This window comes from Kocuria sp. CNJ-770 (assembly GCF_001942375.1).
Lineage (GTDB): Bacteria > Actinomycetota > Actinomycetes > Actinomycetales > Micrococcaceae > Kocuria > Kocuria oceani.
The window spans coordinates 33,903-56,991 of sequence record NZ_MKJW01000022.1; the positions used below are offsets into that span (position 1 = coordinate 33,903).

Consider the following 23,089-nt stretch of genomic DNA (forward strand, 5'->3'; position numbering starts at 1 on the left):
GTGCTTCGATGGGTCTCAGCCAGCAGGGAGCCGGGGGAAGTCGGAACGCGTGCCGGCCCGAGGCCCGAACGTGCTCCCAGCCTAGGCGACACGCCGTGTGTCTTCAAACATATGTACGACCCGGTGTCGACAGCCTTCGCAGACGCGTGCTAGACATGGGTCATCGGTATTCGAAAGTATGTTCGATCGCATGCAGGCCCGGACGGGCCGCCGGTCGGACCGGTGTTCGAGATCGCCCGCCCCGTGCGGGAACGTCAAGGAGTTCATGTCATGAGTGCCAGTGCCACCCTCAGCGCCGTCGTCGCGCGCCGCCCCCGGCCCCTCGGCGGCCCGGCCCGCGCGGCCCGCCGGGCCCGCCCGTCGGCAGGGACCTCCCGCGCTCCGCTGGTCCTGACCCGGCGGGGTCGCCTGGTGCTGCTGGGCCTGCCCGTGCTGGCCGGCTCCGCGGCACTGGTCGTGCTCGCCGTGATCTTCCTCGTCCCGTCCACGGCCACGGCCACCAGCGAGCCCGTCACGGGGGCCGGGACGGAGCAGGCCACGGTGCACCCCGGGCAGAGCCTGTGGGACCTGGCCGTGCAGGCCGACCCGGAGCGGGACCCGCGGGACGTCATGGACGAGATCGTGGAGCTCAACGACCTCGACAGCTCTCTCCTCCACGCGGGCCAGCTCCTGGAGGTCCCCGCCGCCTGACGGGCCGTCCGTCCCGGCCGGCCGAACGCCGGACCTGCCGCCGGGCACTCCGTCCCGGCGCCGTGCTCCGCGTCGGTAGGGTCGGGGCATGAGCCCTGGAGCCCGCCGTCCGCGTCCCGACCACGGCAGCCCGCCGTCCATCGTGTCCGCCCGTGGTGCCCCGCGGCCTCCCCGGAGCCGGAGGGACACCGTCTGGCCGCTGCTGGGCGCCGCGATCTGCAGCGAGGTGGCCGCCTCGCTGGCCCTGAAGGCCGCCCTGGAACACCCGGCTGGTACCTGCTCGTCGTCTCCGGCTACAGCGCCGCGTTCGTGTTCCTCGCGGCGGTGCTGCGCCGCGGGCTGCCCGTCGGCGTGGCCTACGGGATCTGGGCGGCCACGGGCGTGACGCTCACCGCCCTCCTGGCGGCCCTGGTCTTCGGGGAGGTCCTGAGCCCGCTGGTGCTCGCCGGCATCGCCTGGTGGTCGCCGGGGTGCTCTGCGTGGAGGTCGGCGCCCACCGGGCAGCCGGGGACGGCGGCGCCTGATGGCCTGGCTGTACCTGACCGGGGCGATCCTCACCGAGGTCGCCGCCACCCTGTCCCTGCGGGTCGCGGCGCAGGGCCGCCGGCGCTGGTACGCCGCCGTGCTGGCCGGCTACCTGCTCGCGTTCACGCTGCTCGCCCTCGCCCTCCGCCAGGGTCTGGGGCTGGGCGTGGCCTACGGCATCTGGGCCGCGGCGGGCGTGGCGCTCACCGCGGTCGCGGGCCGGCTGCTCTTCGGCGAGCCGCTGAGCCGGCTCATGGTGCTGGGCATCGCGCTCATCATGGGCGGCGTGCTGCTGATCGAGCTCGGCGCCGCCCACTGACCCCTCCACCCCGCTCGAGCCCTCCGCGGGCGGGCGCCGCGGGCAGGTCTAAACTGTTCGGGTGACGCAGAACCTGGACCGACTCAACGCCCTCCCGCTGCGCGACGACCTGCGCGGCAAGGCCCCCTACGGCGCCCCGCAGCTGGACGTCGCCGTGGCGCTCAACACCAACGAGAACACCCACCCGGTCCCGGCGGACGTGCACGCCGCGATCGTGGAGGAGGTCACCGCGGCGGCCCGGACCCTCAACCGGTACCCGGACCGGGAGTTCACGGCCCTGCGCGAGGAGCTCGCCGGATACCTGGGCCACGGGCTGGAGGCCGAGAACCTCTGGGCGGCCAACGGCTCCAACGAGATCCTGCAGCAGGTCCTGCAGGCCTTCGGCGGCCCCGGGCGCTCCCTGCTCACCTTCGTCCCGACCTACTCCATGTACCCCCTGCTGGCCGCGGGCACGCACACCGGTTTCGTGGCGGGGGAACGGTCCGCGGACTTCGGGCTCACCGCGGAGTCGGCGGCCGAGCAGGTCCGCCGGCACCGCCCCGACGTCGTCTTCCTCTGCTCGCCCAACAACCCGACGGGCACGGCCCTGGACGAGGACGTCGTCACGGCCGTGTACGAGGCCGGTGAGCCCAACCGGGCCGTCGTGGTCGTGGACGAGGCCTACGCGGAGTTCTCCCACCGGGGCACGGGCACCGCGCTGTCCCTGCTGGCGGGCCGGCCCCGCCTGATCGTCAGCCGCACCATGAGCAAGGCCTTCGCGCTCGCCGGTGCCCGGCTGGGCTACTTCGCCGCGGCTCCCGAGGTCGCCGACGCGATCCGGCTCGTGCGCCTGCCCTACCACCTCTCGGCCGTCACCCAGGCGACCGCCCTGGCCGCCCTGCGCCACTCGGCGGCGCTGCTGGCCAACGTCGAGGACATCAAGCGCCAGCGGGACCGCATCGTCGAGGAGCTGCGTCGGCTCGGGCTCGCACCGGCGGCGTCGGACTCCAACTTCGTGTTCTTCGGCGGGATGCCGGACTCCCGGGCCATGTGGCAGGCGCTGCTCGAGGACGGGGTGCTGGTGCGCGACGTCGGGATCCCCGGCCACCTGCGGGTCACCGCCGGCACGGAGGAGGAGACCACCGCCTTCCTGACCAGCATGGAGCGGATCGTCTCCGCCGGCTGAGGCCCCGCGAGCCGGGGCCCTCCGTCCCGGATAGCATGGAGGCAGACAACCACCGGGCCCGACGCGCCGCCCGCCCGGGGCGGCCCGGGCCACCCCGCGGCCCGTCGACGGCCGCGCCGCGCCCGCGAGGAGTTCCACCCGCATGACCGACCAGAGCCCCACCGGCACCCGTGCCCCCCGCCGCGCCTCCCTGGAGCGGCGCACGAGCGAGTCCTCCGTGTCCGTCGAGATCGACCTCGACGGCACGGGCGCGAACGACATCGACACCTCGGTGCCGTTCTACGACCACATGCTCACCGCCCTGTCGAAGCACTCCCTCATCGACATGCGGATCCGGGCCACCGGCGACACCCACATCGACGTCCACCACACGGTCGAGGACACGGCCATCGTCCTCGGGGACGCCCTGCGGCAGGCCCTGGGAGACAAGGCCGGCATCCGCCGCTTCGGCGAGGCCACCGTCCCGCTGGACGAGGCCCTGGCCAACGCCGTGGTGGACATCTCCGGCCGCCCCTACGCGGTGCACACCGGGGAGCCCGAGGGCCAGCAGTACCACCTCATCGGCGGGCACTTCACCGGCTCGATGGTCCAGCACGTCTTCGAGTCCCTCGCCCACCACGCCGGGATCTGCCTGCACATCACGCTGCTGGCCGGCCGGGACCCGCACCACATCGCCGAGGCCCAGTTCAAGGCCCTCGCGCGCGCCCTGCGCCAGGCCGTGGAGCCCGACCCCCGGGTCAGCGGCGTCCCGTCGACCAAGGGCGCCCTGTGAGCGCGGAAGGAGATCGCATGCCGGAGGAGTCCACCCGGCCGGAGCGCCCCGCCCGGCCCACCGTCACGGTCCTCGACTACGGCGCGGGCAACGTCCGCTCGGCCGTGCGCGCCCTCGAGGCCGCCGGGGCCGACGTGGTGCTCAGCGCCGACCCCGAGGCCGTCCTGGACGCGGACGGGCTCGTGGTGCCCGGCGTCGGCGCGTTCGCCGCGGTCATGGACGGTCTGCGCTCCGTCGACGGCCTGCGCCTGATCGGCCGCCGCCTCGCCGGCGGGCGCCCCGTGCTGGGCATCTGCGTGGGCCTGCAGGTCCTCTTCGAGTCCGGCGTCGAGCACGGTCAGGAGACCGAGGGCATGTGCGAGTGGCCCGGCGTCGTCGAGCGGCTGAAGGCCGACGTGGTCCCGCACATGGGCTGGAACACCGTCGACCCGCCCGAGGACTCGGTGCTGTTCCGGGGCATCGAGGACGAGCGCTTCTACTTCGTGCACTCCTACGGGGTGCAGGAGTGGGACTTCCCGCAGAACATCCTGAAGATGAAGCCGCCGCAGGTCACCTGGTCCGAGCACGGGGGACGGTTCATCGCCGCCGTGGAGAACGGGGCGCTGTGCGCCACGCAGTTCCACCCGGAGAAGTCCTCCGAGGCCGGCATCCAGCTGCTGCGCAACTGGCTGGGCACCCTCCCGCGGACCGGGCGGCTGGACCACCTCAAGGCCGGTGACCCCCTGGGCGGGGACACCCTGGCCGGGCGCCCGACCCTCCAGCAGGAGGACGACGCCGCGTGAGCGCCGCCGTCGTCGTGATGGTCCTCGGCGCCTTCATCGCCGGCGGCGCCATCTCGTTCCACCGGCAGAAGATGCCGGCCTGGACGGTGGTGGTCCTGGCCCTGGTCGCCGCCGGGCTCATCGGCTACGGCTGGTACTCCTGGTTCCAGGCCCGCTGAGCCCGCCCGTCCCGCACGTCCCCGACCCGGAGCGGCTCCCCGAGCGGCTCCACCACCCGAGCAGCCCCGGCCGGCCCCGCGCCGTCCGGGAGCCCGAGAAGGAAGAGATCCCATGCCCCTGAGCGAGACCCCCCGCCTGCAGCTGCTGCCCGCCGTCGACGTCGCCGACGGCCAGGCCGTGCGCCTGGTCCAGGGCGAGGCCGGCTCCGAGACCGGCTACGGCGACCCCCTGGAGGCCGCGCTCGCCTGGCAGGAGGCCGGCGCGGAGTGGATCCACCTCGTGGACCTCGACGCCGCCTTCGGCCGCGGGGACAACATCGAGGTGCTGCGCCGCGTCGCGGCCGAGCTCGAGCTGAAGATCGAGATGTCCGGCGGCATCCGGGACGACGCCTCGCTGGAGCGGGCCCTGTCCCTGGACCCGGCCCGGATCAACCTCGGCACCGCCGCCCTCGAGAACCCCGAGTGGACCCGGAAGGTGATCGCCCAGCACGGCGAGGTCATCGCGGTGGGCCTCGACGTGCGCGGCACCACGCTCGCCGCGCGCGGCTGGACCGAGGAGGGCGGTGACCTCTGGGAGGTCCTGGACCGCCTCGAGGAGGACGGCTGCGCCCGGTACGTGGTCACCGACGTCACCAAGGACGGCACCCTGAAAGGGCCCAACCTCGAGCTGCTGAAGGAGGTCGCCACCCGCACGGACAAGCCGGTGGTCGCCTCCGGCGGCATCTCCTCCCTCGACGACCTCGCGGCCCTGCGCACGCTCGTGCCCTCCGGCGTGGAGGGCGCCATCGTGGGCAAGGCCCTCTACGCGGGCCGGTTCACGCTCGGGGAGGCCCTCGACGTGGCGGGCCGTCCGGCGGCGCGGTGACCGAGCGCCGGCTCCCCGCCCACATCGAGGCCCAGCTCGCGAGCGCCGGGGGCACGGAGGACACCGGCGGGCAGGCCTGGGCCGGGCGCAACCTGGGGGAGGGCACCAGCCACACCCACCGGTTCCCCGACGACGACGGCGCCGCCGCCGCGGCGGTCTTCGAGGCGCTCGCCGGCCTGCGGGCCGGCACCGTGGACGAGTCGCAGGTGGTCGCCGCCCTGGCCGGCACCCGGGTGTTCGTGCCGGTCGTGGCCGAGGTGGCCTCCTCGACCGTGACCGCCTCCGGGCACGTGGCCGACAAGGAGGCGAACATGGCGCTCGTGTCCCTGCGGGCGGCCGACGGGCGCCCGGTGCTGCCCGTGTTCACGTCCACCGCGGCCCTGACCGCCTGGCACCCCCAGGCCCGGCCCGTGGCCACCGACGTCCGCCGGGCGGCGGTCGCGGCGGTCAAGGACGGCACCCAGCTGCTCGTGCTCGACCCCGGGGCGGACCTGCCCTTCGTGGTGCGCCGGCCGGCGCTCTGGGCGCTGGCCCAGGGCCGGGCCTGGACGCCGTCCTACCGGAGCCCGGCCGTCGCCGAGGCGGTGCGCCGCTGCGCCGAGGGACTGCCCGGAGTGACCTCGGCGGGGACCGCGCCCGGCAGCGGTGTCGCGGCCCGGGCCGCGGACGGGGCGGTGGTCGACGGCGGGGGAGCCGGCCCGGAGCTGGCGGTCGTGCTCTCCCTGCGCGCCGGGCTGGACCGGACGCAGGTGGACGACGTGCTCGCCCGCTTCCAGGCCCGGCTCAGCGTCGAGCCGGCCCTGGCCGAGGACGTGGACTCGATGCAGCTGCGCCTCACGACCGCGGGCTGACCCGGTGTCTCGGATCAGCCCGCGTCGACGTGGTGCTCGGGAGCCCGGTCAGCTCACCGGACCGGTGAACTTCTCGCCCGGCCCCTGCCCCGGGGCGTCCGGGTAGAGGGAGGCCTCGCGGAACGCCAGCTGGAGCGTGCGCAGGCCGTCGCGCAGCGGGGCGGCGTGCTGGGAGCCGATCTCCGGGGCGGCGGCCGTGACGAACCCGGCCAGGGCGGTGATGAGCTTGCGCGCCTCGTCCAGGTCCTTGAGCTCGTCCGCGTCCTCGCCGGCGGCCAGGCCGCACTTCACGGCGGCCGCGCTCATGAGGTGGACGGCGGCGGTCGTGATGACCTCGATGGCGGGGACCTCCGCGATGTCGCGCATCTGCTCGTCGACGGCCTGCACCGTCTCCTGCGGGATGTCCTGGCCGGAGCGGGCGGCGTCGTCGTCGAAGCGGAAGGTGTTCTCGGAAGTCATGGTCCAACTCTGCCACAACGCTCCCGCCCGCCGGGCCTATCCTGCAGGGGAGGCCGGTGCCGGCCGGGGAGGGGCGGGACCGAGGTGTGGATCGGGTGGATCGAGTTCGACCTGCTGCTGGGGGACGTGCACTCCCGCAAGGCCAAGCGGTCGGTGGTGCGGCCCCTCGTGGCCGAGCTGCGCCGCCGCTTCCCGGTGAGCGTCGCGGAGGTCGGTCACCTCGACCTGCACCGCCGGGCCCTGGTGGGGGCCGGAGTCGTCACCGGGGACTCCGCCCACCTGGTCGACGTCCTCGACCAGCTCGAGCGCTTCGTGGCCGCCCGCCCCGAGACGGAGCTGCTCTCGGCGCACCGCGGCCTGCACACGACCGAGGACGAGTGAGGGGTCGGATGGGGACCGGCCGCGCCCCGGTTCCCCAACCCCCGGCCGATGCGCTAGACTGGCGGGCAGTGTGCAAGTGGAGGAAGCTCCCACCCGCGCCGACCACGGTCGTCGGGTTCGCGACGACATCGTCCGCACGACGGCCCGCCGGGTTCCCCGTGCCGGTGCCGTCACGCAGTGCACCACCCCCGGGTGGTGCGCCGATGAGCCTCCGCTTGCCGACCGCAGCGGGGGCTTTTGCCGTTGTGGACCGGACCGAACCATGAGGTCCCCGGAAGCCTCCGGGCGATCACGCAGAACATCAGGAGCACGGCATCAGCGATCCACGCATCAATGACAGAATCCGAGTCCCCGAAGTCCGTCTCGTCGGACCCGCAGGCGAGCAGGTCGGCATCGTCCGCGTCGAGGACGCACTGAGGCTGGCCCGCGAATCGGATCTCGATCTGGTCGAGGTGGCGCCCAACGCCAAGCCGCCGGTGGCCAAGCTCATGGACTTCGGCAAGTACAAGTACGAGGCCGCGGTCAAGGCTCGGGAGTCGCGCAAGAACCAGACGAACACGGTCCTCAAGGAGGTCCGGTTCCGGCTCAAGATCGACACGCACGACTACGAGACCAAGGTCGGCCACGCCAAGCGCTTCCTCGGCGCCGGCGACAAGGTCAAGGCCATGATCCAGTTCCGCGGCCGTGAGCAGCAGCGCCCCGAGATGGGCGTGCGCCTGCTCGAGCGCTTCGCGAACGACGTCGCCGAGGTCGGCGCGGTCGAGTCGAGCCCCCGGGTCGACGGGCGCAACATGGTCATGGTCGTGGGCCCGCTGAAGAACAAGGCCGAGGCCAAGGCCGAGGCGCGCCGCCAGAAGCAGCGCGAGGAGGCCCGGGCCGAGAACGACCGCAAGGCCAAGGAGAAGGTCGACACCTCCTCCGCCGAGCCCGTGACCCAGTCGATCGGGGACGCGTTCCCGGCCGAGCTGCGCGAGCAGGCCGCCCGGACCGAGGAGCCGGCGCAGCAGGCCGCGCCGGAGCCCGAGGTGCAGGAGCCCGAGGTGCAGGAGGCGGCCCCCGCCGCGGCCACGGAGCAGGAGGCGGCGCCCGCCGCCCCCGCCGAGGCGGCGCCGCGGCCTGCGGCACCGGCGGCTCCGAAGGCCCCGGCTCCGAAGGCCGCGGCCCCCCAGGCACCGCGCCCGGCGCCCAAGGCTCCGCGGCCCGGCCCGAAGCCGGGCGCCAAGCCCGGTCCCCGGGTCTGAGCGGACAGCAGGACCTTCCGCACGAGCGGAGCAGAACTGACAACGCCCCGTGGGCGCAGCCGGTCCCGGCTGTGCCCGGGGGGCACCGTTGAGGTGCGACGGACGTCGTCGTGCCCTCCGGTGGCCACCACCGGAAGAGACGCAAGGAGAACGGCCCACATGCCGAAGATGAAGACCCACAGCGGGGCGAAGAAGCGCTTCAAGCTCACCGGTACCGGCAAGGTCAAGCGCCAGCAGGCCAACCGCCGCCACTACCTGGAGCACAAGTCCTCCCGCCTGACCCGCCGCCTGGCGTCCGACCAGATCGTCACCCCGGGCGAGGCCAAGGTCATCAAGAAGATGCTGGGCAAGTAACCCCCACCGCATCCGCAGGGGAGCCCGCCTCCCCGCCCCGCACAGATTTGACCTCCCGGCCGACCGGCCGGGACCGAAGTGAAGGAGTACACACGTGGCACGTGTGAAGCGGGCGGTCAACGCCCACAAGAAGCGCCGGGAAATCCTCGAGCAGGCCTCCGGCTACCGCGGCCAGCGCTCGCGCCTGTACCGCAAGGCGAAGGAGCAGGTCACCCACTCGTTCGTCTACAGCTACAACGACCGCCGCAAGCGCAAGGGCGACTTCCGCCGGCTGTGGATCCAGCGCATCAACGCCGCTGCCCGCGCCAACGGCCTGACCTACAACCGCTTCATCCAGGGCCTGAAGGCCGCCGAGGTGGAGGTCGACCGGCGCATGCTCGCCGAGCTGGCCGTCAACGACGCGCAGGCCTTCGCCGGGCTGGTCGAGATCGCCAAGAACGCCCTGCCGGAGGACACCTCCGCGCCGCGCGAAGCCGCAGCCTGACCCCGTCGGAGCTGTGAACCTCACGGAGCGCCTGGCCGACCGGCCGATGTCCAACCCCCGAGCCGATCGGGTGCGGGACGTCGCGGGACTGGCCGGGCGCTCCGCGCGTTCCAAGCGCGGGCTGTTCCTCGCCGAGGGACCGCAGAACGCCCGGGAGGCCCTGGCCCGGCACCTCGAGTCCCCGTGCGTGGACGCCGTCTACGTCACCCAGGACGCCCTGGCCCAGCACCCGGACATCACCGGGCTGCTCGAGCGCGTGGCCGCCGACCGCGCCGTGTTCCTCCGCCTGGTGACCCGGGAGGTGCTCGCGGCGATGAGCGACGCGGTGAGCCCGCAGGGCGTCGTGGTCGTCTGCCGGTCCCTGGACGTGCCGGCGGACGGGATCTTCCGGGCCGCCCCGCAGCTGGTGGCCGTCCTTGCCCGGGTGCAGGACCCGGGCAACGCCGGCACGCTGCTGCGCGCCGCGGACGCCGCGGGAGCCGACGCCTGGTGCTGAGCACCGGCAGCGTGGACGTGTACAACCCCAAGGCGGTCCGGTCCACCGCCGGGTCCCTCTTCCACCTGCCCGTGGCCGTGGGCGCGGACCTGCCCGAGCTGGTCGGCGCCGCCCGCGCGGCCGGCTGCGGCGTCCTCGCCGCCGACGGGCGCGGCGACGTGGACCTCGACCGGCTCCAGGACCTCTCCGCCGCCCGCGCCGCCGGGCCCCGGCCGACGACTCCGGCTACGACCTGGCCCGCCCCACCGTGTGGCTGTTCGGCAACGAGGCCCAGGGGCTGTCGGCGGAGGAGAAGGCCCTGGCCGACCACCGCGTGGCCGTGCCGGTGTACGGCCGGGCGGAGTCGCTCAACGTGGGCACCGCGGCCACCGTGTGCCTCTACGCATCGGCGCGCGCGCAGCGGCGGGCCGGGCGGGCGCGCCGATGACCGCGCCGCTGCCCGCCGCGTTCCGCACCCAGGTGGTGGGCGCTGCCCTGCTGGACGACCCGCACCGTCCCACGGCGTTCCTCGCCGCCCAGCGCGCCTATCCGGCAGGGCTGCGCGGGCTGTGGGAGTTCCCGGGCGGCAAGCAGGAGCCCGGCGAGACCTGCGAGGCCGCCCTGCGCCGCGAGTGCGCCGAGGAGCTGGGGGCACAGGTGGAGCTGCTGGCGGAGGTGCCCGGCCCGCACCCGCAGGGCTGGCCGCTCAAGGAGACGGCGGCGATGCGCGTCTGGACCGGTGTGCTCGCGGCGGGATCGCCCGTCCCCGCGGCCGGACAGGACCACCTGGCCGTGCGCTGGGTGCCGTTCGGGAACGCCGCCGCCGCGCTGGCGCTGCCCTGGATCCCGGCCGATCTGCCGATCGTGCGGGCGCTGCTCGCCCGGCTCACCGACTGACCGGCCGCCCACCACCCTCCGGGCCGCCCCGGCCCCCGTCCGGCCGCGGTCGCCCGGGCGGCCGCCGAGAGCCCCGCCCGAGCACGGCTTCCCCGACTGACCACGTCATCCTCAACCGACCACGTCATCCCCAACCGACCACGGTTCCCCGATCGACCACGGCCCCCTGCTGACCGCGGCTTCCCCGAGTGACCACATCACCCCCGAGTGACCACACGGTCCCGTGGTCACTCGGGGGAACCGTGGTCAGTCACGGGCGAGTGCGCTTCCTCCGGCGGCGGGGCCGGACACGGTAGCCGCCGTCGGCCAGGCCCGCCCGCACCTCGAACGGGTTGTGCGGGGCCGGGTGCCCGCAGCGCAGCACCGACCACCCGGCGGCGGCGCCGTAGAGGGGCAGGAACGGCAGGCCCAGGCACAGGGCGTACTGGCTGGCGTGGCGGGACTCGTGGGCCAGCAGCCGCGGGCGGGCGGCGACGTCGTCGGGCCCGGCCCGGAAGAGGACCACGTTGCCCACGGTGAACGCCCCCGCCTTGGGCAGCCGCGGCCGGTAGCCGAAGCCCAGCAGCAGCCCCTCGGGCCCGCGCACCACGGGCGTGCCCGTGAGCGCGGCCACCAGCAGCCCCAGGGGGGTGGACAGGTTCGCCATGTTCCAGGCCGCGCGCAGCCGGACCGATCCACTTTCTCGAACGCCCATGAACCCAGATTAGGTGTAGCTGGTCCTGGCCTTGGTCGCAGGCGGCTGACCGGTGGATGTCTGCGAGATGTCGTGTGGCGTCTTTCAGAGTTGTAGTTCTCAATCCGGGGGGCAAGGGATACGGTGCGTTGCCGGTAAAGACGGGCCGAAATGCCCACTCACCGATCAAGCCGCCGTTGCAGCGCTCGATCTTGCCATTCTGCCAATAGCAGTGTGTGCGTATGAACACCTGCGTGGTGCCGAGGCCGACGACCGCCCCGCAAATCGAGCGGGGAAAAGCCCGAGTGTTATCGGTCATCATCCCCCTTGATGTGGGAAATCCCATGGCCAGCGAAGTAGACACTGGAACGGGCTAGAAATCCTCCGCAGCCGAGGAACGTCCCATCAGCATAAATCTGCGAATAGGTCAGGAGTGCGTAACCGTCGACCAGCGACCGCACGTAGGCGAACCGGCTCGGGTTCCTTCATGTCCATGTGCACCAGCTCCCCGGGGCGTTCGCATAAGTGGCACACCGCGTCGGCCTTCAACAAAAGGATCACCGCATCAGTCGGCGGGTGCAGCTCTGGCCTATACGGCATCTCATAGCAACGCGGCACCCAACTCACCGTGCGCGCAGGCCGACCTAGCTCAACGGCAATCCCGTCCTGGCCTTATCAGGTCGCCGCGCGCAGCGTCCGCGCACGAAGCTCCAAGCCTGGACAGGCGAGGGTTGAAGTGGCGTGTAACCGAATAGGACCGGAGCTGCAAAGCGGCCTCACCGTCATAGCCAGTGTTCCAGTGCGTCATGCACTTGCGCCAGACTCCATGGCTTCGGAAGTGCGGGAGTTCGGCATTCCGGCATGGTGCCGGGAGACGAGGAGCAGTCTGCCGTGGATGTTGGTGTGGGCGTTGCGGTGCGACACGGGAGTCTCGGTGGTGAATGCGGGCCTTCGATAAGCCACGCTTAACCTGGAGGCCTTCCTAACGCTAGCGCCTCCTCTCCTTCTATCAGCAACCTCGCCAAGTACATCCGGCAGGCTGGACCGCGAATTCAAGGTGGAACCGAAAATATGGCTATCACTAAGGCCCTAGTGACGAATTTGGCTCGATCAAGAAAACCATACATTCGTGCGATCCGGAACACTTGGTAAGACGAGTGCAAAGTTGTTTGCCCCACCTGCAACAATGCCGCTTATCTGTACACGTCAAAGGCCGTCAGTTTTCCAACCTGAAACTCCTGACCGTACAACCCCACCCAAAGCGACGAAATCGCCCGATGCGACGTGCGAGAGTTGTCAGCATAAGTGATAAACAAGACTCCACTTAAGGTAGTCACGCCCCGGACAGTGATCATTAGCGTTCTGCTGGTTGCAACAACGAATCCGTAAGAACTAAAGACGCAATGTCAAATTCTCTTTGCGGTGTGCCAGTTGGCGGCAAACCACTACAGCTTGTTCCAATCGTCCATCATAACTCCGCTGGCGCTGGCCAGTACTTCGGTGGAACGCGTCGAGTCGACAAGCTGACTATGGTGACAATCAGCAGTTGACCCATGTCAGTAAAACGATTACGTCGTCTTACTGTCACCGATCAAGCATTCAATGCGCGTTACAAGCTGTAGGCGCTCAGTTCGCGGATGAGCTGTTGGTAGGTATCATCTGAACTGTCAACCTGCAATATTGACCTCACATTACATGGAAAGGTAATGGTGTATAGCGAGCCCTGTTTGGACATATAGCCCTTGTCGATTAGGAAACTAACCACCCTTTCGCTTACTCGTCGCCGGGCAAGCAAATGGTCAATCTGTTGGGCCCTGTAGCGAGAGGGCTGTCCTGCGCTGGAAGCATATCTATTGGCCCACAAAACGAAACCTCGAAGGCCGACAGCCGCCTCCGGGTCGACCCAACCAGATAAGGTTGAGCCTGCTTGGCGGGGCTCGATTATGTAGTCATGCCAAGGGTAGGCAGAGCGAGTGCCGAAAATGGCGAAGCTATTGGCTAACGGCGCTCGAACCGCACGAGTACTGCCACTAATCCTCTGGGTGCGAAGGAAGTTTGAGAACGGAGTATCGGCAATTATTCGAATTTCACTCGCATCCGCCTCGATAGACTTGCAGAAGATTGTCGTGCGTGGACCCAAAACGAAGTCCATCCGCCCTATGCCAAAACTAATCGTGTAATCAAGTAGAAAAATGAAGCAATTTGATGCGCCAGACCGTAGCTGAAAAGACCCAGAAGCCAGACCCTCAAACTGCAGTTCTGAAGTCGTAGAGGCGAGGCCGCCGTCGGCCAAATCCATATATGCCACGAATATAGAGTCACTGTGTGTGAACGCCAGGTCATCAGAGGCTCCAAAATGTGACTCCTGACTAATGGACAGAGGAGATGTCCGCGAAAACTGCGAGCTAAAGTGAGAGTCCATTAGCAGGGGCAGTACGTCCTCCGATATTCGTTTACTATCAGTAGGAGCAACGAATAGGAATTTGGCGAATAAGGGAGAATGCGTAAATTCTTGAGTGGACGTCTCTATAAGAACCTCATACATCGTCTCATCATGGTTAGACAAGACAGCACGAACCATAATATAATCGCGGAAAGCTACATTGCAAATCCTTTGGAGGGAGGATTGAGCATCTCGATTCGGGTCCAGTGACAAAAATGGATGATCACTGAATTGTTGTTGCATTTGAACGCGAACGTCTTCTTCCCATTGTGGGATGCTGGTTTCCGGGAAGTCGAGATCGGCTTCAGCGGGATTGGGGGATACTAGCATCCTGATCTGGTTAGAAATGGAGTAACACTTTTCACCATAGGCGTACTTTTCTTCGTCGCTGTCGGCAAAACTGCGCGAAAATTTGTTGGTTTCCCGAGCCAAAATCCTTTCGACGATATCCCACAGCAGACCCCATGTGCGGTGGTTGCCTCCGTCCTTCAACGTTTCATTGAGATACGCCAGCGGGTTGGTGTCAATTTCAATATAGAATCTAGCCAGGGCGTCTAACACTGGGGCGTACCCCAAAAAATCATCGATCTCCTCCCACCGTGTGACTCCAAAACTCAGTTTTGTCTCTTCAAAGAATCGAGTCATAAAATCGGACATCTCCGGCAAAACAGAGTGTTGCCCTAATGTCGCCTTAGCTTGGACAAAAGCCCTGCTCATAGGCTCGTCGAAAAAGTTGACGTGATAATGTTCGTAGTGGGCCCCGTGGGATTTCAGTAACTCCGACGTGGTTTGCATTGAATCGGGCCTGCCAAGAATCACTGCTGTTGGCACGTCTACGGATTGGGACTTGACCAGTCCAATAAGGTCCTCCATGGCCGCGGCGTAATTGTTTATCCCCGACCGAACAAGTGCTTCATCTGCGGCATCGAGAATCAAGCTGACGCGGCCGTCACCTAATCGCCCCATGAATTCAGCTATTGTATCGAACCCAAAGTGTTGGACCAGGGATCCGGTGAATATATTGTGACCAAGGTTGAACTTTGATAAATCCCATAAGGGATTACCCGTTTTGGCGCTGAGCTGGCGGGCTATCTCACTTTTTCCGGTCGCTGCTGGAGCGCTAAGAAGGACAAACTGTGGCATGTCGTCAGGCGGTGTTTCTTTGCTTACCATTGAAAACTCGGGAGGGATAAATGATTCATTAATTTCCGCCAAGGTGAATATGGGGGTTTTTCCCTTTGGGGAAAGGCTGTGTCTTTCAACTGGGCCGAGTGTCGGTAGTAGTCCAGAAATCCTGTCAAAATTCAATTTCACTCCTAAATTGCATACAATAACTCATCAAAAGTTTTGGCTTGACTTAACTAGGAACCCTGAAAGTCGCTTTCTCGGCCCCACATGGGGGTAGTTAGGGCTGCCATTGCCAGTATTCCAACTAGACTCGAGAGGGCGGCGCCGAGGATGGTCAGTGCTAGTGCCGTTGCCGAGTCCAAGGGTATTCCAAATATTGTCTCGGGAAGTGAGTTTGAACCCAAGAATCCAAACCAAATTGTGGGAAATACCAAGGCTCCGGCGGCTTTGGCTAGCCGTGACTGATTTTTTTGCTCGTTTTCCGAAAGTATTTTATCTTGATAGTTGGCGTACTCCAACTGCCGATTTAGAAGATATAGTTGGGCATTATAGGAGGCCATGGACAGGGCGTCTATTGAACTTATGGTGTCGCGTATTGCTTTCGATTCATGGAGTCCTATGAAGTTGCCTGCCTGCATTTTAAAAAGGTACCGGAGTAGGGCACTTCTTATTTGGAAGAATGGTACTTCCAGAGAGGGGGGGGTGGGGGCGCCTGGGCTCGCATGCAAATCTCGAGTGTCGCTGAGGCGCATTAATGTTTCTTCAAGCATTTGTAACGTCTGCAGTGAATGTACATGCAATAGATCGCAGAATACTGGCGTGATGGTCAGGGCGTCTACACTTCCTGTCCGTCTGCATGCTTCTGCAATCAAGCTAAGTACTGAACTGGGACTCAATGGTATGGCGTAATCAAGAAAAGTTAGGCTTTTGTGTGGTGTCAATTGAATTAGAATTGCATCCCCTACTTTTCCCAGGCTTATGCTATGGGGGTGAGTGCCAGCGGAAGAAGTGATGGAAATGGCGGATGTTTTCTGGGGTAACCAGTGCACTTCTTCAGTACTCGTGTGATCCCACCCTGCGATGTCCCTTGCATAATTGAGTTTGTCGATTCCTATGTCTTCATCTATTACGACCATAGCTAGCATGGAGGCATAGGGGCGATTGCTATAAATTTTTGTTGTGCGCGCGAGCTTTGATACGGGGAGCTTTAATATGTTTCCCTTGACGTCTATACGCGATAGGGTTTCAATTTTATGCATCCGTCTATTGGGTCCTATCGTTGCCCGATGGAATTGATACTCGAATTCCTACTTTATGCGCTACATACGTTGGCACCGTACGCGCTTCTTCCTGTTAGTGCCTCCGGGCCTAAGGCGCACCTCGTATGCGGATAGACTAGCCGCCATGATGAGTTTTCTAGCTGATTCCGGGCTCGACCCCACGGACGAGGTGGTGATCGCCGCGGCCGTGGAGGCGGCTCTCACCGCCGTCGGAAACGCCCAGGACCTCGACCAGCTCAAGGAGGTCCGGCTCGCCCACGCGGGGGAGCGGTCCCCGCTGGCGCTGGCCAACCGGCAGATCGGCTCGCTCGACAAGACGCAGAAGGCCGCCGCGGGCAAGCTCGTGGGCCAGGCCCGCGGCCGCGTGAACCAGGCGATCGCCGCCCGCACCGCGGTGCTCGAGGAGGAGCGCGACGCCCGGATCCTGGTGGAGGAGGCGGTGGACGTCACCGCCGCCGGCCGCCGCCGGCAGCTGGGCGGACGGCACCCGCTGACGAACCTCATGGAGCGCATCGGCGAGACCTTCGTGGCCATGGGCTGGGAGGTCGCCGACGGGCCCGAGGTCGAGTCCGAGTGGTACAACTTCGACTCCCTGAACTTCAAGCCGGACCACCCCGCCCGGGAGCTGCAGGACACGTTCTTCGTGGACCCGCCCGAGGCCCACCTGGTGCTGCGCACGCACACCTCCCCGGTGCAGATGCGCACGCTGCTGACCCGCGACCTGCCGGTCTACGTCGTCGTCCCCGGGCGCACCTACCGCACCGACGAGCTCGACGCCACGCACACCCCCGTCTTCCACCAGGTCGAGGGCCTGGCCGTGGACAAGGGCCTGTCGATGGCGGACCTCAAGGGCACGCTGGAGCACTTCGCCCGGCAGATGTTCGGCCCGGAGGCGCGGATCCGGCTGCGCCCCAACTACTTCCCGTTCACCGAGCCCTCGGCCGAGCTGGACGTGTGGCACCCGAACGCCAAGGGCGGGCCGCGGTGGATCGAGTGGGGCGGCTGCGGCATGGTCCACCCCAACGTGCTGCGCGCCGCCGGCATCGACCCCGAGGTGCACTCGGGCTTCGCGTTCGGCATGGGCATCGAGCGGACCCTGATGTTCCGCAACAACGTCCCGGACATGCACGACATGGTCGAGGGCGACATCCGCTTCAGCGAGCACTTCGGGATGGAGATCTAAGACATGCGAGTTCCTTTGTCATGGCTGCGCGAGCACGCCCCCGTCCCCGCGGACGCCACCGCCGAGGACGTCCTGGCCACCCTGGTGCAGGTCGGCCTCGAGGAGGAGGACGTCCACCGCCCCGCGGACGAGCTGCACGGACCGGTCGTCGTGGGCCAGGTGCTGTCCAAGGAGCCGGAGACCCACTCCAACGGCAAGACCGTCAACTGGTGCACGGTGCGCGTGGTGCCCGAGGGCCAGGAGCAGACGCTGACCGGCAAGGGCATCGACCCCTCCGGGGTGCAGGGCGTGATCTGCGGGGCCCACAACTTCGAGGTCGGGGACAAGGTCGTGGTGACCCTGCCCGGCGCCGTGCTGCCCGGGAACTTCCGGATCTCGGCGCGCAAGACCTACGGGCACACGTCCGCGGGCATGATCGCCTCGGTGCGCGAGCTCGGGATCGGGGAGGACCACGACGGCATCCTGGTGCTCTCGACGCTGGGCCTGGACCCGGAGATCGGCACGGACGCGCTGGAGCTGCTCGGGCTCCACGACGAGGCCGCCGAGATCAACGTGACCCCGGACCGCGGCTACGCCTTCTCCGTGCGCGGGGTGGCCCGCGAGTACTGCCACGCCGTGCACCAGCCCTTCACCGACCCGGCCGAGGCCGTGGCCGCGCGGGTGCCCGCCCCCACCGCGGGCGGCTTTCCCGTGACGGTCGACGACGCCGCCCCCATCCACGGCAACCCCGGGTGCACCCGCTTCGTCGCCCGCACGGTGACCGGCATCGACGCGACCGCCCCCACGCCCCCGTGGATGTCGGCGCGGCTGCGCCTGGCGGGCATCCGCTCGATCTCCCTGCCGGTGGACATCTCCAACTACGTGATGCTCGAGTTCGGTCAGCCGCTGCACTTCTACGACCTGCAGGCCCTGGCCGGGGGCATCACCGTGCGCCGGGCCGCCGCGGGGGAGACCCTCGGCACCCTCGACGGCAAGCAGCGCACCCTCGACCCCGAGGACCTGCTCATCACGGACGGCTCCGGGCCGATCGGCCTGGCCGGGGTCATGGGCGGGGCCACCACCGAGGTCTCCGACGGAACCGCCGACGTCCTCGTGGAGGCGGCCCGCTTCGACGAGGTCTCCGTCGCCCGCACCACCCGCCGGCACCGGCTGCCCTCGGAGGCGTCCAAGCGCTTCGAGCGCGGCGTGGACCCGCAGATCGCCCCGGTCGCCGCCCAGCGGGCCGTGGAGCTGCTCGTGGAACTGGCCGGCGGCACCGCCGGGCCCGAGGTGACGGACGTGGACGCGACCACGGCCCCCGAGCCCATCGAGCTGCCCTGGGACTACGCGGGACGGCGGGTGGGCGTGGACTACACCGCCGAGCAGGTCGTCTCCGTCCTCACCGAGCTCGGCGGCCAGGTCCAGGCCACCGACGAGGGCTGGCGCGTCGTGCCGCCGACGTGGCGCACGGACCTGCTCGCCAAGGAGGACCTCGTCGAGGAGATCGCCCGGCTCGTGGGCTACGACGCGATCCCCTCGCGCCTGCCCGTGGCCCCGCCCGGCCGCGGGCTGACCCCCGAGCAGCAGGCCCGCAAGCGCGTGGCGGACGCGCTCGCCGCCGCGGGACTGACCGAGGTGCTCGCCTACCCGTTCGTCTCCCAGGCCGACAACGAGCTGTGGGGCGCCCCCGAGCCCGGTGCCCCGGTGCTCTCCGTCAAGCTCGCCAACCCGATCAGCGAGGCCCAGGGGATGCTGCGGGTCTCCCTGCTGCCGGGGCTGCTCGAGGTGCTGCGGCGCAACACCTCCCGCGGCTTCCGCGACCTGGCCCTGTACGAGGTCGGCCGCGTCTTCCGGCCCGTGCAGCAGCTGGTCACCCGGACCCTGCCGCCGCTGGGGGCCCACCCGGGCCAGGAGGTGCTGGACGAGCTGGAGACCGGGATCCCGGTCCAGCCGCGCCACCTCGCCGCGGTCTTCGCCGGCCGGGACGCGGCCGAGAGCCCGTGGGTCACCCCGCGCCCGGTCGACTGGCAGGACGCCCTGGACGCCGCCCGGCTCGCCGGTGAGGTCCTGGGCGTGGAGCTGACCGTGCGGCAGGGCACGCACCAGGCCTTCCACCCGGGCCGCACGGCCGTGCTCAGCGCCCCGGACGGGACCCCGCTGGGCTACGCGGGCGAGCTGCACCCGCAGCTGGTGGCCGCCCAGGACCTGCCCGCGCGCACCGTGGCGATGGAGCTGAACCTCAGCTCGCTCATCGACGCGGAGGTCGACGTCGTCCAGGCCCGCCCCATCTCCGGCTATCCGGCCGCCACGCAGGACGTGGCGCTCGTGGTCGAGGAGTCAGTCCCCGCCGCCGCACTGCGCGCCGCCCTGGAGGAGGGGGCGGGAGAGCTGCTCGAGGACGTCCGCGTCTTCGACGTCTACCGGGGCACCGGGATCGAGCCGGGCCGGAAGTCGGTGGCCCTCGCGCTGCGCTTCCGGGCCCCGGACCGCACGCTGACCGCGGACGAGGCCTCCGCCGCCCGCGAGGCCGCCGTCGCGGTGGCCGCCGAGCGCCACGGCGCCGTACTGCGCGGCTGACCCGCCCCGCCGACGCACGGCCCGCTCCCCGCCCCCAGGAGCGGGCCGTGCGCCGTTGCACGCCCCGCCGGTCACACGCGCGCGGTTCCCGGGGGCGGAGGGGAACTTCGGTACTGTGGCACCGGGTCCCCGACCTCGGCCCGGCGCCGCGGTCGTCCCCCCTTTCCCGACCCCGTTCCAGGAGCCCAGCATGACCGAGGAGACCACCGACCGGCAGGAAGCGTTCTTCGCCTTCGACGACGACGAGCGGGAGCCCGGGCGCTCCCGCCGGCCGATCGCCTGGAAACCCACCGCGGTGGGGCTGCTCGGACTGCTCCTGGGGCTGGTCCTGGCCGTGAGCGGGGCCCTCGCCTGGGACGACTCCCGGAAACTGGCCGGCTACGCGGACCGGTCGTGGGTGATCACCGGGACGTACCAGGACATGACCAACGACCTGCAGACCAAGACGTACAACCCCATCTACCGGGGGGCACTGCCCGCGGACGAGGCGGTCACCGCGCAGCCGTTCGACTCCGGGCTCGCCGATCCGCGTGTCCCGGAGGCGGGGGAGGAGATCGTCTTCCGCGGCACGCAGACCGGCGAGCGGGAGGGCCACTTCCACCAGGAGGCCGACGCCCTGCTCGCCGTCGAGGACGGCACCCTGCAGGTCGTCGAGACCGCCGAGGCCGGCGAGTTCGGGGACGGCATCACCGCCGGGACGATCACGGGCCAGCGGATCCGGGCCGCGCTGCTGCTCCTCGCCGGTCTCGGCGTGGCCGTGGCCGGGGTGTGGTACGCCCGCCGGCTCTACTCCGCCGGGCACTGACCGCCAGGCTCACGGGACGGGGCCCCCGCCGGACGCGGTGCGTCCGGGGGGCCCGTCCCGTGTCGGGCCGCCGCGGGACGGGTCAGCGCCGGGCGGGGGCGGACAGTGCGGGCAGCTCCGGGCGGAGCAGCCACGCGTCCAGCAGGCCGTCGAGCTCGGCCCAGCGCTGCGGGGGCGCCCAGGAGCGCAGGTGCTCGCGGAAGCCGGCCGTGCTGACCCACCCGTCGCGGTGGGCCGCCACCCAGCCGCGGAGCATGCCCCGGAAGGCCTCCTCGCCCAGCGCCTCGCGCAGGGCGTGGACGGTCAGCGCACCGCGCACGTAGACCACGTCGTCGAACAGGCGCACCTGCCCGGGATCGCCGATCACCAGGTCCTGGCGCATCTTGGACAGGGTCCGGTGGGCCTTCTCCGCGTGCCAGCGGGCCGGCTTGTCCCCGGAGGCCTCGGACCAGACCCACTCCGCGTAGGACGCGAAGCCCTCGTTGAGCCAGATGTCCTGCCAGGAGGCGAGCACGAGGCTGTTGCCGAACCACTGGTGGGCCAGCTCGTGGGCCACCAGCCGCTGCTCCTCCCAGTCCGTGCCGAGCTGGTTCTTGCCGAACACGGAGCAGGCGAAGCACTCGAACGGGTCCTCGAGGGACTCGTCCACGACCACCACGGTGTAGCTGGTGAAGGGGTAGGGGCCGAACCACTCCGTGAAGGCCTCGAGCATCCTGCCCTGATCGGCGAAGGTCTTCTCGGCCTTCTTCTGCCGCTTCTTCGAGCACACGAGATACTGCGGGACCCGGGAGCCGGCGAGCTCGCTGCGCCGGTACGGCCCGATCTGCACGGTGGCCAGGTACGGCGGCAGCGGCACCCGGGACGTGTAGACCCAGTGCCGCTCGCCGTCGCGCTCGGCCACCGACTCCAGCTCGCCGTGCACCACGACCTCGTAGTCGGCGTCGGCGTGCACGCTCACCCGGTAGGTCGCCCGGTGCGAGGGGTGGTCCACGCACGGGAACCAGGTGGAGGAGCCGGTGGGCTGCCCGGCGACGAGCACACCGTCGTCGAGCTCGGCCCAGCCGATCTCGCCCCACGGTCCGTCGAGGGACTCCGGATAGCCCTCGTAGGCCACGGTGAGCACGAAGGACTCCCCGGCGGCGACCGGCCGCGGCAGGGTGAGCACGAGCCGGCTGCCCCGGTGCTGCACGCCGACCTTGCGGGGACCCAGCAGTCCGCCGAGCCCGCCGCCGCTGACGCGGGCGTCGGTCACGGCGAGCTCGGTGAGGTCCAGCTCGATCCGGTCCGTGTCCCGGAGGGCGCGGCAGGTCAGGACCGCCCGGGCCTCGAGCCCGTTGTCCTCGACGTCGTAGTCGAGGTCCAGGTCGTAGTGCTCCACGGTGGCCGCGCAGCACCCGACGAACGGGGTGTAGGGGTCCCGGGCGCCGTCCGCCCCGAGGTAGCGGTGCATCGGTGCCGCGCTCACGGGACCAGCAGCAGCTTGCCCTGGGCGGCCCGGGACTGGAGCACCTCGTGGGCCTGCCGGGCCTGCGCCAGCGGGAAGGTCTGCGCGACCCGCACGGTCAGGGAGCCGTCGAGCACCGCGTCGAAGAGCTCGCCGGCGCGCCAGTTGCGCTCCTTCTCGTCGAGCAGGTAGTCGTTGAGCGTGGGCCGGGTGACGTACAGGGAGCCGTGCCGGGCCAGGCCCTGCAGGTCGAACGGGGGCACCTGGCCGGAGGACCCGCCGAAGAGCACCAGCACCCCGCGCTTGCGCAGCGCCCGGAGCGACTCGTCGAAGGTGTCCTTGCCCACGGAGTCGTAGACCACGTCCGCGCCGCGGCCGCCGGTGAGCTCCCGGACCCGCTCGGCGAAGCCCTCGTAGCCGACGAGCGCGTGGTCGGCGCCCAGCGAGCGCGCCGTCTCGGCCTTGTCCTGCGAGCCGACCAGGGCGACGACCGTGGCGCCCAGCGATCTCAGCAGCTGCACCGCCAGACCGCCGACCCCGCCCGCGCCGGCGGTGATCACGGCGACGTCGCCCTCCTGCACGGGGTAGGTGGAGCGGACCAGGTAGTGGGCCGTGAGCCCCTGCAGGGGCAGGGCCGCCGCGACCTCGTCGGAGACCCCGGCGGGCACCCGCAGGGCCTTGTCCGCGTCGACCAGGAAGGCGTCCGCGTACGTCCGGGTGGCCTGCGACGTGGTGACCCGGTCGCCCAGGGCGAAGTGCTCCACCGCGGAGCCGACGCCCGTGACCACGCCCATGCCCTCGGAGCCCGGCGTGAAGGGGTGCTCCACGGGGTAGACGCCCTCCCGCTGGTAGACCTCGATGAAGTTCACCCCCGCGGCGCGGGTCTCGACGAGCAGCTGCTGCGGGCCCGGTTTGAGGTCCGGGCGCTCGCCGAGGGACAGGACCCCGGGACCTCCGGACTGCTCGACCATGACGGAACGGACCATGACGGGTACCTCCTGGACTTCGCGGACGGAACGCCCTCATCGTAGGCACGCAGTCCCTGGCGGCACTGCCCGCGCCGGTCCCGCAGGGGTAGCGTGAGCACAAGTGGGGGCACGGCAGGACGCCCGTCATGATCGATGTTTGCGTCCGGGAAGCGTAGATTCGGGGGCAGAGC

General features: G+C 69.3%; 22 protein-coding genes and 2 pseudogenes. 18 read left to right on the forward strand and 6 right to left on the reverse strand.

The annotated features are described in order from the left end of the window. Positions 1 to 270: 270 nt before the first annotated feature. The 9 genes and pseudogenes from BJF77_RS01110 to BJF77_RS01145 all read left to right on the forward strand — a co-directional run bounded on the left by BJF77_RS01110 (position 271) and on the right by BJF77_RS01145 (position 6,127). Positions 271 to 690 (forward strand): LysM peptidoglycan-binding domain-containing protein, encoded by a 420-nt coding sequence (locus tag BJF77_RS01110; RefSeq protein WP_047804009.1) that lies wholly within the window; start codon positions 271 to 273, stop codon positions 688 to 690. A gap of 324 nt (positions 691 to 1,014) precedes the next feature. After that, positions 1,015 to 1,083, forward strand: a pseudogene (locus BJF77_RS22440) (QacE family quaternary ammonium compound efflux SMR transporter); the annotation flags it as partial. Positions 1,084 to 1,213: 130 nt separating this feature from the next. Further along, positions 1,214 to 1,534, forward strand: a complete 321-nt coding sequence (locus BJF77_RS01120; RefSeq protein ID WP_047804007.1) for a multidrug efflux SMR transporter — start codon at positions 1,214 to 1,216, stop codon at positions 1,532 to 1,534. Positions 1,535 to 1,595: 61 nt separating this feature from the next. After that, on the forward strand, positions 1,596 to 2,699 hold the full coding sequence (locus BJF77_RS01125) for a histidinol-phosphate transaminase (protein WP_075871040.1): 1,104 nt from the start codon (positions 1,596 to 1,598) through the stop codon (positions 2,697 to 2,699). 142 nt (positions 2,700 to 2,841) lie between these two features. Continuing rightward, positions 2,842 to 3,471, forward strand: coding sequence for an imidazoleglycerol-phosphate dehydratase HisB (gene hisB, locus BJF77_RS01130; RefSeq protein ID WP_047804005.1), 630 nt, complete (start codon positions 2,842 to 2,844; stop codon positions 3,469 to 3,471). 17 nt (positions 3,472 to 3,488) lie between these two features. Next, complete coding sequence (gene hisH, locus BJF77_RS01135) at positions 3,489 to 4,253, forward strand: imidazole glycerol phosphate synthase subunit HisH (protein WP_075871041.1); 765 nt, start codon at positions 3,489 to 3,491, stop codon at positions 4,251 to 4,253. Next, positions 4,250 to 4,411, forward strand: coding sequence for a hypothetical protein (locus BJF77_RS20765; protein WP_187347231.1), 162 nt, complete (start codon positions 4,250 to 4,252; stop codon positions 4,409 to 4,411). The genes hisH and BJF77_RS20765 overlap by 4 nt, the downstream gene beginning before the upstream one ends. Before the next feature lie 112 nt (positions 4,412 to 4,523). Continuing rightward, complete coding sequence (priA, locus tag BJF77_RS01140; protein WP_075871042.1) at positions 4,524 to 5,276, forward strand: bifunctional 1-(5-phosphoribosyl)-5-((5-phosphoribosylamino)methylideneamino)imidazole-4-carboxamide isomerase/phosphoribosylanthranilate isomerase PriA; 753 nt, start codon at positions 4,524 to 4,526, stop codon at positions 5,274 to 5,276. Beyond that, positions 5,273 to 6,127 (forward strand): SseB family protein, encoded by an 855-nt coding sequence (locus tag BJF77_RS01145; RefSeq protein ID WP_075871043.1) that lies wholly within the window; start codon positions 5,273 to 5,275, stop codon positions 6,125 to 6,127. The genes priA and BJF77_RS01145 overlap by 4 nt, the downstream gene beginning before the upstream one ends. A 48-nt stretch (positions 6,128 to 6,175) precedes the next feature. Here BJF77_RS01145 and BJF77_RS01150 read toward each other — a convergent pair whose 3' ends face one another. Next, complete coding sequence (locus tag BJF77_RS01150; protein ID WP_047804001.1) at positions 6,176 to 6,586, reverse strand: DUF1844 domain-containing protein; 411 nt, start codon at positions 6,584 to 6,586, stop codon at positions 6,176 to 6,178. Between the two features lie 84 nt (positions 6,587 to 6,670). Between BJF77_RS01150 and BJF77_RS01155 the strand changes: the two genes are divergently transcribed. The 6 genes and pseudogenes from BJF77_RS01155 (at position 6,671) to BJF77_RS01180 (ending at position 10,418) form a co-directional block, all read left to right on the forward strand. Then, complete coding sequence (locus BJF77_RS01155; protein ID WP_075871044.1) at positions 6,671 to 6,967, forward strand: DUF503 domain-containing protein; 297 nt, start codon at positions 6,671 to 6,673, stop codon at positions 6,965 to 6,967. Between the two features lie 341 nt (positions 6,968 to 7,308). After that, complete coding sequence (gene infC, locus BJF77_RS01160) at positions 7,309 to 8,208, forward strand: translation initiation factor IF-3 (RefSeq protein WP_369821341.1); 900 nt, start codon at positions 7,309 to 7,311, stop codon at positions 8,206 to 8,208. Positions 8,209 to 8,367: 159 nt separating this feature from the next. Further along, positions 8,368 to 8,562 (forward strand): 50S ribosomal protein L35, encoded by a 195-nt coding sequence (gene rpmI, locus BJF77_RS01165; protein WP_047803998.1) that lies wholly within the window; start codon positions 8,368 to 8,370, stop codon positions 8,560 to 8,562. A gap of 94 nt (positions 8,563 to 8,656) precedes the next feature. Next, on the forward strand, positions 8,657 to 9,046 hold the full coding sequence (gene rplT, locus BJF77_RS01170; RefSeq protein WP_047803997.1) for a 50S ribosomal protein L20: 390 nt from the start codon (positions 8,657 to 8,659) through the stop codon (positions 9,044 to 9,046). 13 nt (positions 9,047 to 9,059) lie between these two features. Beyond that, positions 9,060 to 9,969, forward strand: a pseudogene (locus tag BJF77_RS01175) (TrmH family RNA methyltransferase). Continuing rightward, on the forward strand, positions 9,966 to 10,418 hold the full coding sequence (locus BJF77_RS01180) for a (deoxy)nucleoside triphosphate pyrophosphohydrolase (RefSeq protein ID WP_075871060.1): 453 nt from the start codon (positions 9,966 to 9,968) through the stop codon (positions 10,416 to 10,418). Before BJF77_RS01175 ends, BJF77_RS01180 begins: the two are co-directional and overlap by 4 nt. Before the next feature lie 250 nt (positions 10,419 to 10,668). Here BJF77_RS01180 and BJF77_RS01185 read toward each other — a convergent pair whose 3' ends face one another. From BJF77_RS01185 to BJF77_RS19825, 3 genes are all read right to left on the reverse strand, one after another. Then, positions 10,669 to 11,112 (reverse strand): DUF4157 domain-containing protein, encoded by a 444-nt coding sequence (locus BJF77_RS01185; RefSeq protein ID WP_075871046.1) that lies wholly within the window; start codon positions 11,110 to 11,112, stop codon positions 10,669 to 10,671. A 1,588-nt stretch (positions 11,113 to 12,700) separates the two neighbouring features. Continuing rightward, complete coding sequence (locus BJF77_RS19820; RefSeq protein ID WP_139318376.1) at positions 12,701 to 14,848, reverse strand: hypothetical protein; 2,148 nt, start codon at positions 14,846 to 14,848, stop codon at positions 12,701 to 12,703. A gap of 47 nt (positions 14,849 to 14,895) precedes the next feature. After that, positions 14,896 to 15,921 (reverse strand): hypothetical protein, encoded by a 1,026-nt coding sequence (locus BJF77_RS19825; RefSeq protein WP_139318377.1) that lies wholly within the window; start codon positions 15,919 to 15,921, stop codon positions 14,896 to 14,898. A gap of 145 nt (positions 15,922 to 16,066) precedes the next feature. Between BJF77_RS19825 and pheS the strand changes: the two genes are divergently transcribed. The 3 genes from pheS to BJF77_RS01200 all read left to right on the forward strand — a co-directional run bounded on the left by pheS (position 16,067) and on the right by BJF77_RS01200 (position 20,486). Further along, positions 16,067 to 17,125, forward strand: coding sequence for a phenylalanine--tRNA ligase subunit alpha (pheS, locus tag BJF77_RS01190; protein ID WP_075871047.1), 1,059 nt, complete (start codon positions 16,067 to 16,069; stop codon positions 17,123 to 17,125). 3 nt (positions 17,126 to 17,128) lie between these two features. After that, complete coding sequence (gene pheT / locus BJF77_RS01195; RefSeq protein ID WP_075871048.1) at positions 17,129 to 19,681, forward strand: phenylalanine--tRNA ligase subunit beta; 2,553 nt, start codon at positions 17,129 to 17,131, stop codon at positions 19,679 to 19,681. Positions 19,682 to 19,871: 190 nt separating this feature from the next. Further along, complete coding sequence (locus tag BJF77_RS01200) at positions 19,872 to 20,486, forward strand: hypothetical protein (protein WP_047803993.1); 615 nt, start codon at positions 19,872 to 19,874, stop codon at positions 20,484 to 20,486. 82 nt (positions 20,487 to 20,568) lie between these two features. Here BJF77_RS01200 and BJF77_RS01205 read toward each other — a convergent pair whose 3' ends face one another. Together BJF77_RS01205 and BJF77_RS01210 are read right to left on the reverse strand one after the other, a co-directional pair. Then, positions 20,569 to 21,951 carry a M1 family metallopeptidase gene (locus tag BJF77_RS01205; protein WP_139318378.1) on the reverse strand — a complete coding sequence of 461 codons (1,383 nt, stop codon included), beginning with the start codon at positions 21,949 to 21,951 and terminating at the stop codon, positions 20,569 to 20,571. Next, on the reverse strand, positions 21,948 to 22,916 hold the full coding sequence (locus tag BJF77_RS01210; RefSeq protein WP_075871050.1) for a quinone oxidoreductase: 969 nt from the start codon (positions 22,914 to 22,916) through the stop codon (positions 21,948 to 21,950). Before BJF77_RS01210 ends, BJF77_RS01205 begins: the two co-directional genes overlap by 4 nt. Between the last annotated feature and the right edge of the window lie 173 nt (positions 22,917 to 23,089).

Coding starts and splice junctions, on each gene's coding strand:
- BJF77_RS01180 (WP_075871060.1), top strand. CDS start 9,966: ATGACCGCGCCGCTGCCCGCCGCGTTCCGCACCCAGGTGGTGGGCGCT.
- hisH (WP_075871041.1), top strand. CDS start 3,489: ATGCCGGAGGAGTCCACCCGGCCGGAGCGCCCCGCCCGGCCCACCGTC.
- pheS (WP_075871047.1), top strand. CDS start 16,067: ATGATGAGTTTTCTAGCTGATTCCGGGCTCGACCCCACGGACGAGGTG.
- rpmI (WP_047803998.1), top strand. CDS start 8,368: ATGCCGAAGATGAAGACCCACAGCGGGGCGAAGAAGCGCTTCAAGCTC.
- BJF77_RS19825 (WP_139318377.1), bottom strand. CDS start 15,921: ATGCATAAAATTGAAACCCTATCGCGTATAGACGTCAAGGGAAACATA.
- hisB (WP_047804005.1), top strand. CDS start 2,842: ATGACCGACCAGAGCCCCACCGGCACCCGTGCCCCCCGCCGCGCCTCC.
- BJF77_RS01185 (WP_075871046.1), bottom strand. CDS start 11,112: ATGGGCGTTCGAGAAAGTGGATCGGTCCGGCTGCGCGCGGCCTGGAAC.
- BJF77_RS01110 (WP_047804009.1), top strand. CDS start 271: ATGAGTGCCAGTGCCACCCTCAGCGCCGTCGTCGCGCGCCGCCCCCGG.
- BJF77_RS01150 (WP_047804001.1), bottom strand. CDS start 6,586: ATGACTTCCGAGAACACCTTCCGCTTCGACGACGACGCCGCCCGCTCC.
- BJF77_RS01120 (WP_047804007.1), top strand. CDS start 1,214: ATGGCCTGGCTGTACCTGACCGGGGCGATCCTCACCGAGGTCGCCGCC.
- BJF77_RS01210 (WP_075871050.1), bottom strand. CDS start 22,916: ATGGTCCGTTCCGTCATGGTCGAGCAGTCCGGAGGTCCCGGGGTCCTG.
- priA (WP_075871042.1), top strand. CDS start 4,524: ATGCCCCTGAGCGAGACCCCCCGCCTGCAGCTGCTGCCCGCCGTCGAC.
- pheT (WP_075871048.1), top strand. CDS start 17,129: ATGCGAGTTCCTTTGTCATGGCTGCGCGAGCACGCCCCCGTCCCCGCG.
- BJF77_RS01200 (WP_047803993.1), top strand. CDS start 19,872: ATGACCGAGGAGACCACCGACCGGCAGGAAGCGTTCTTCGCCTTCGAC.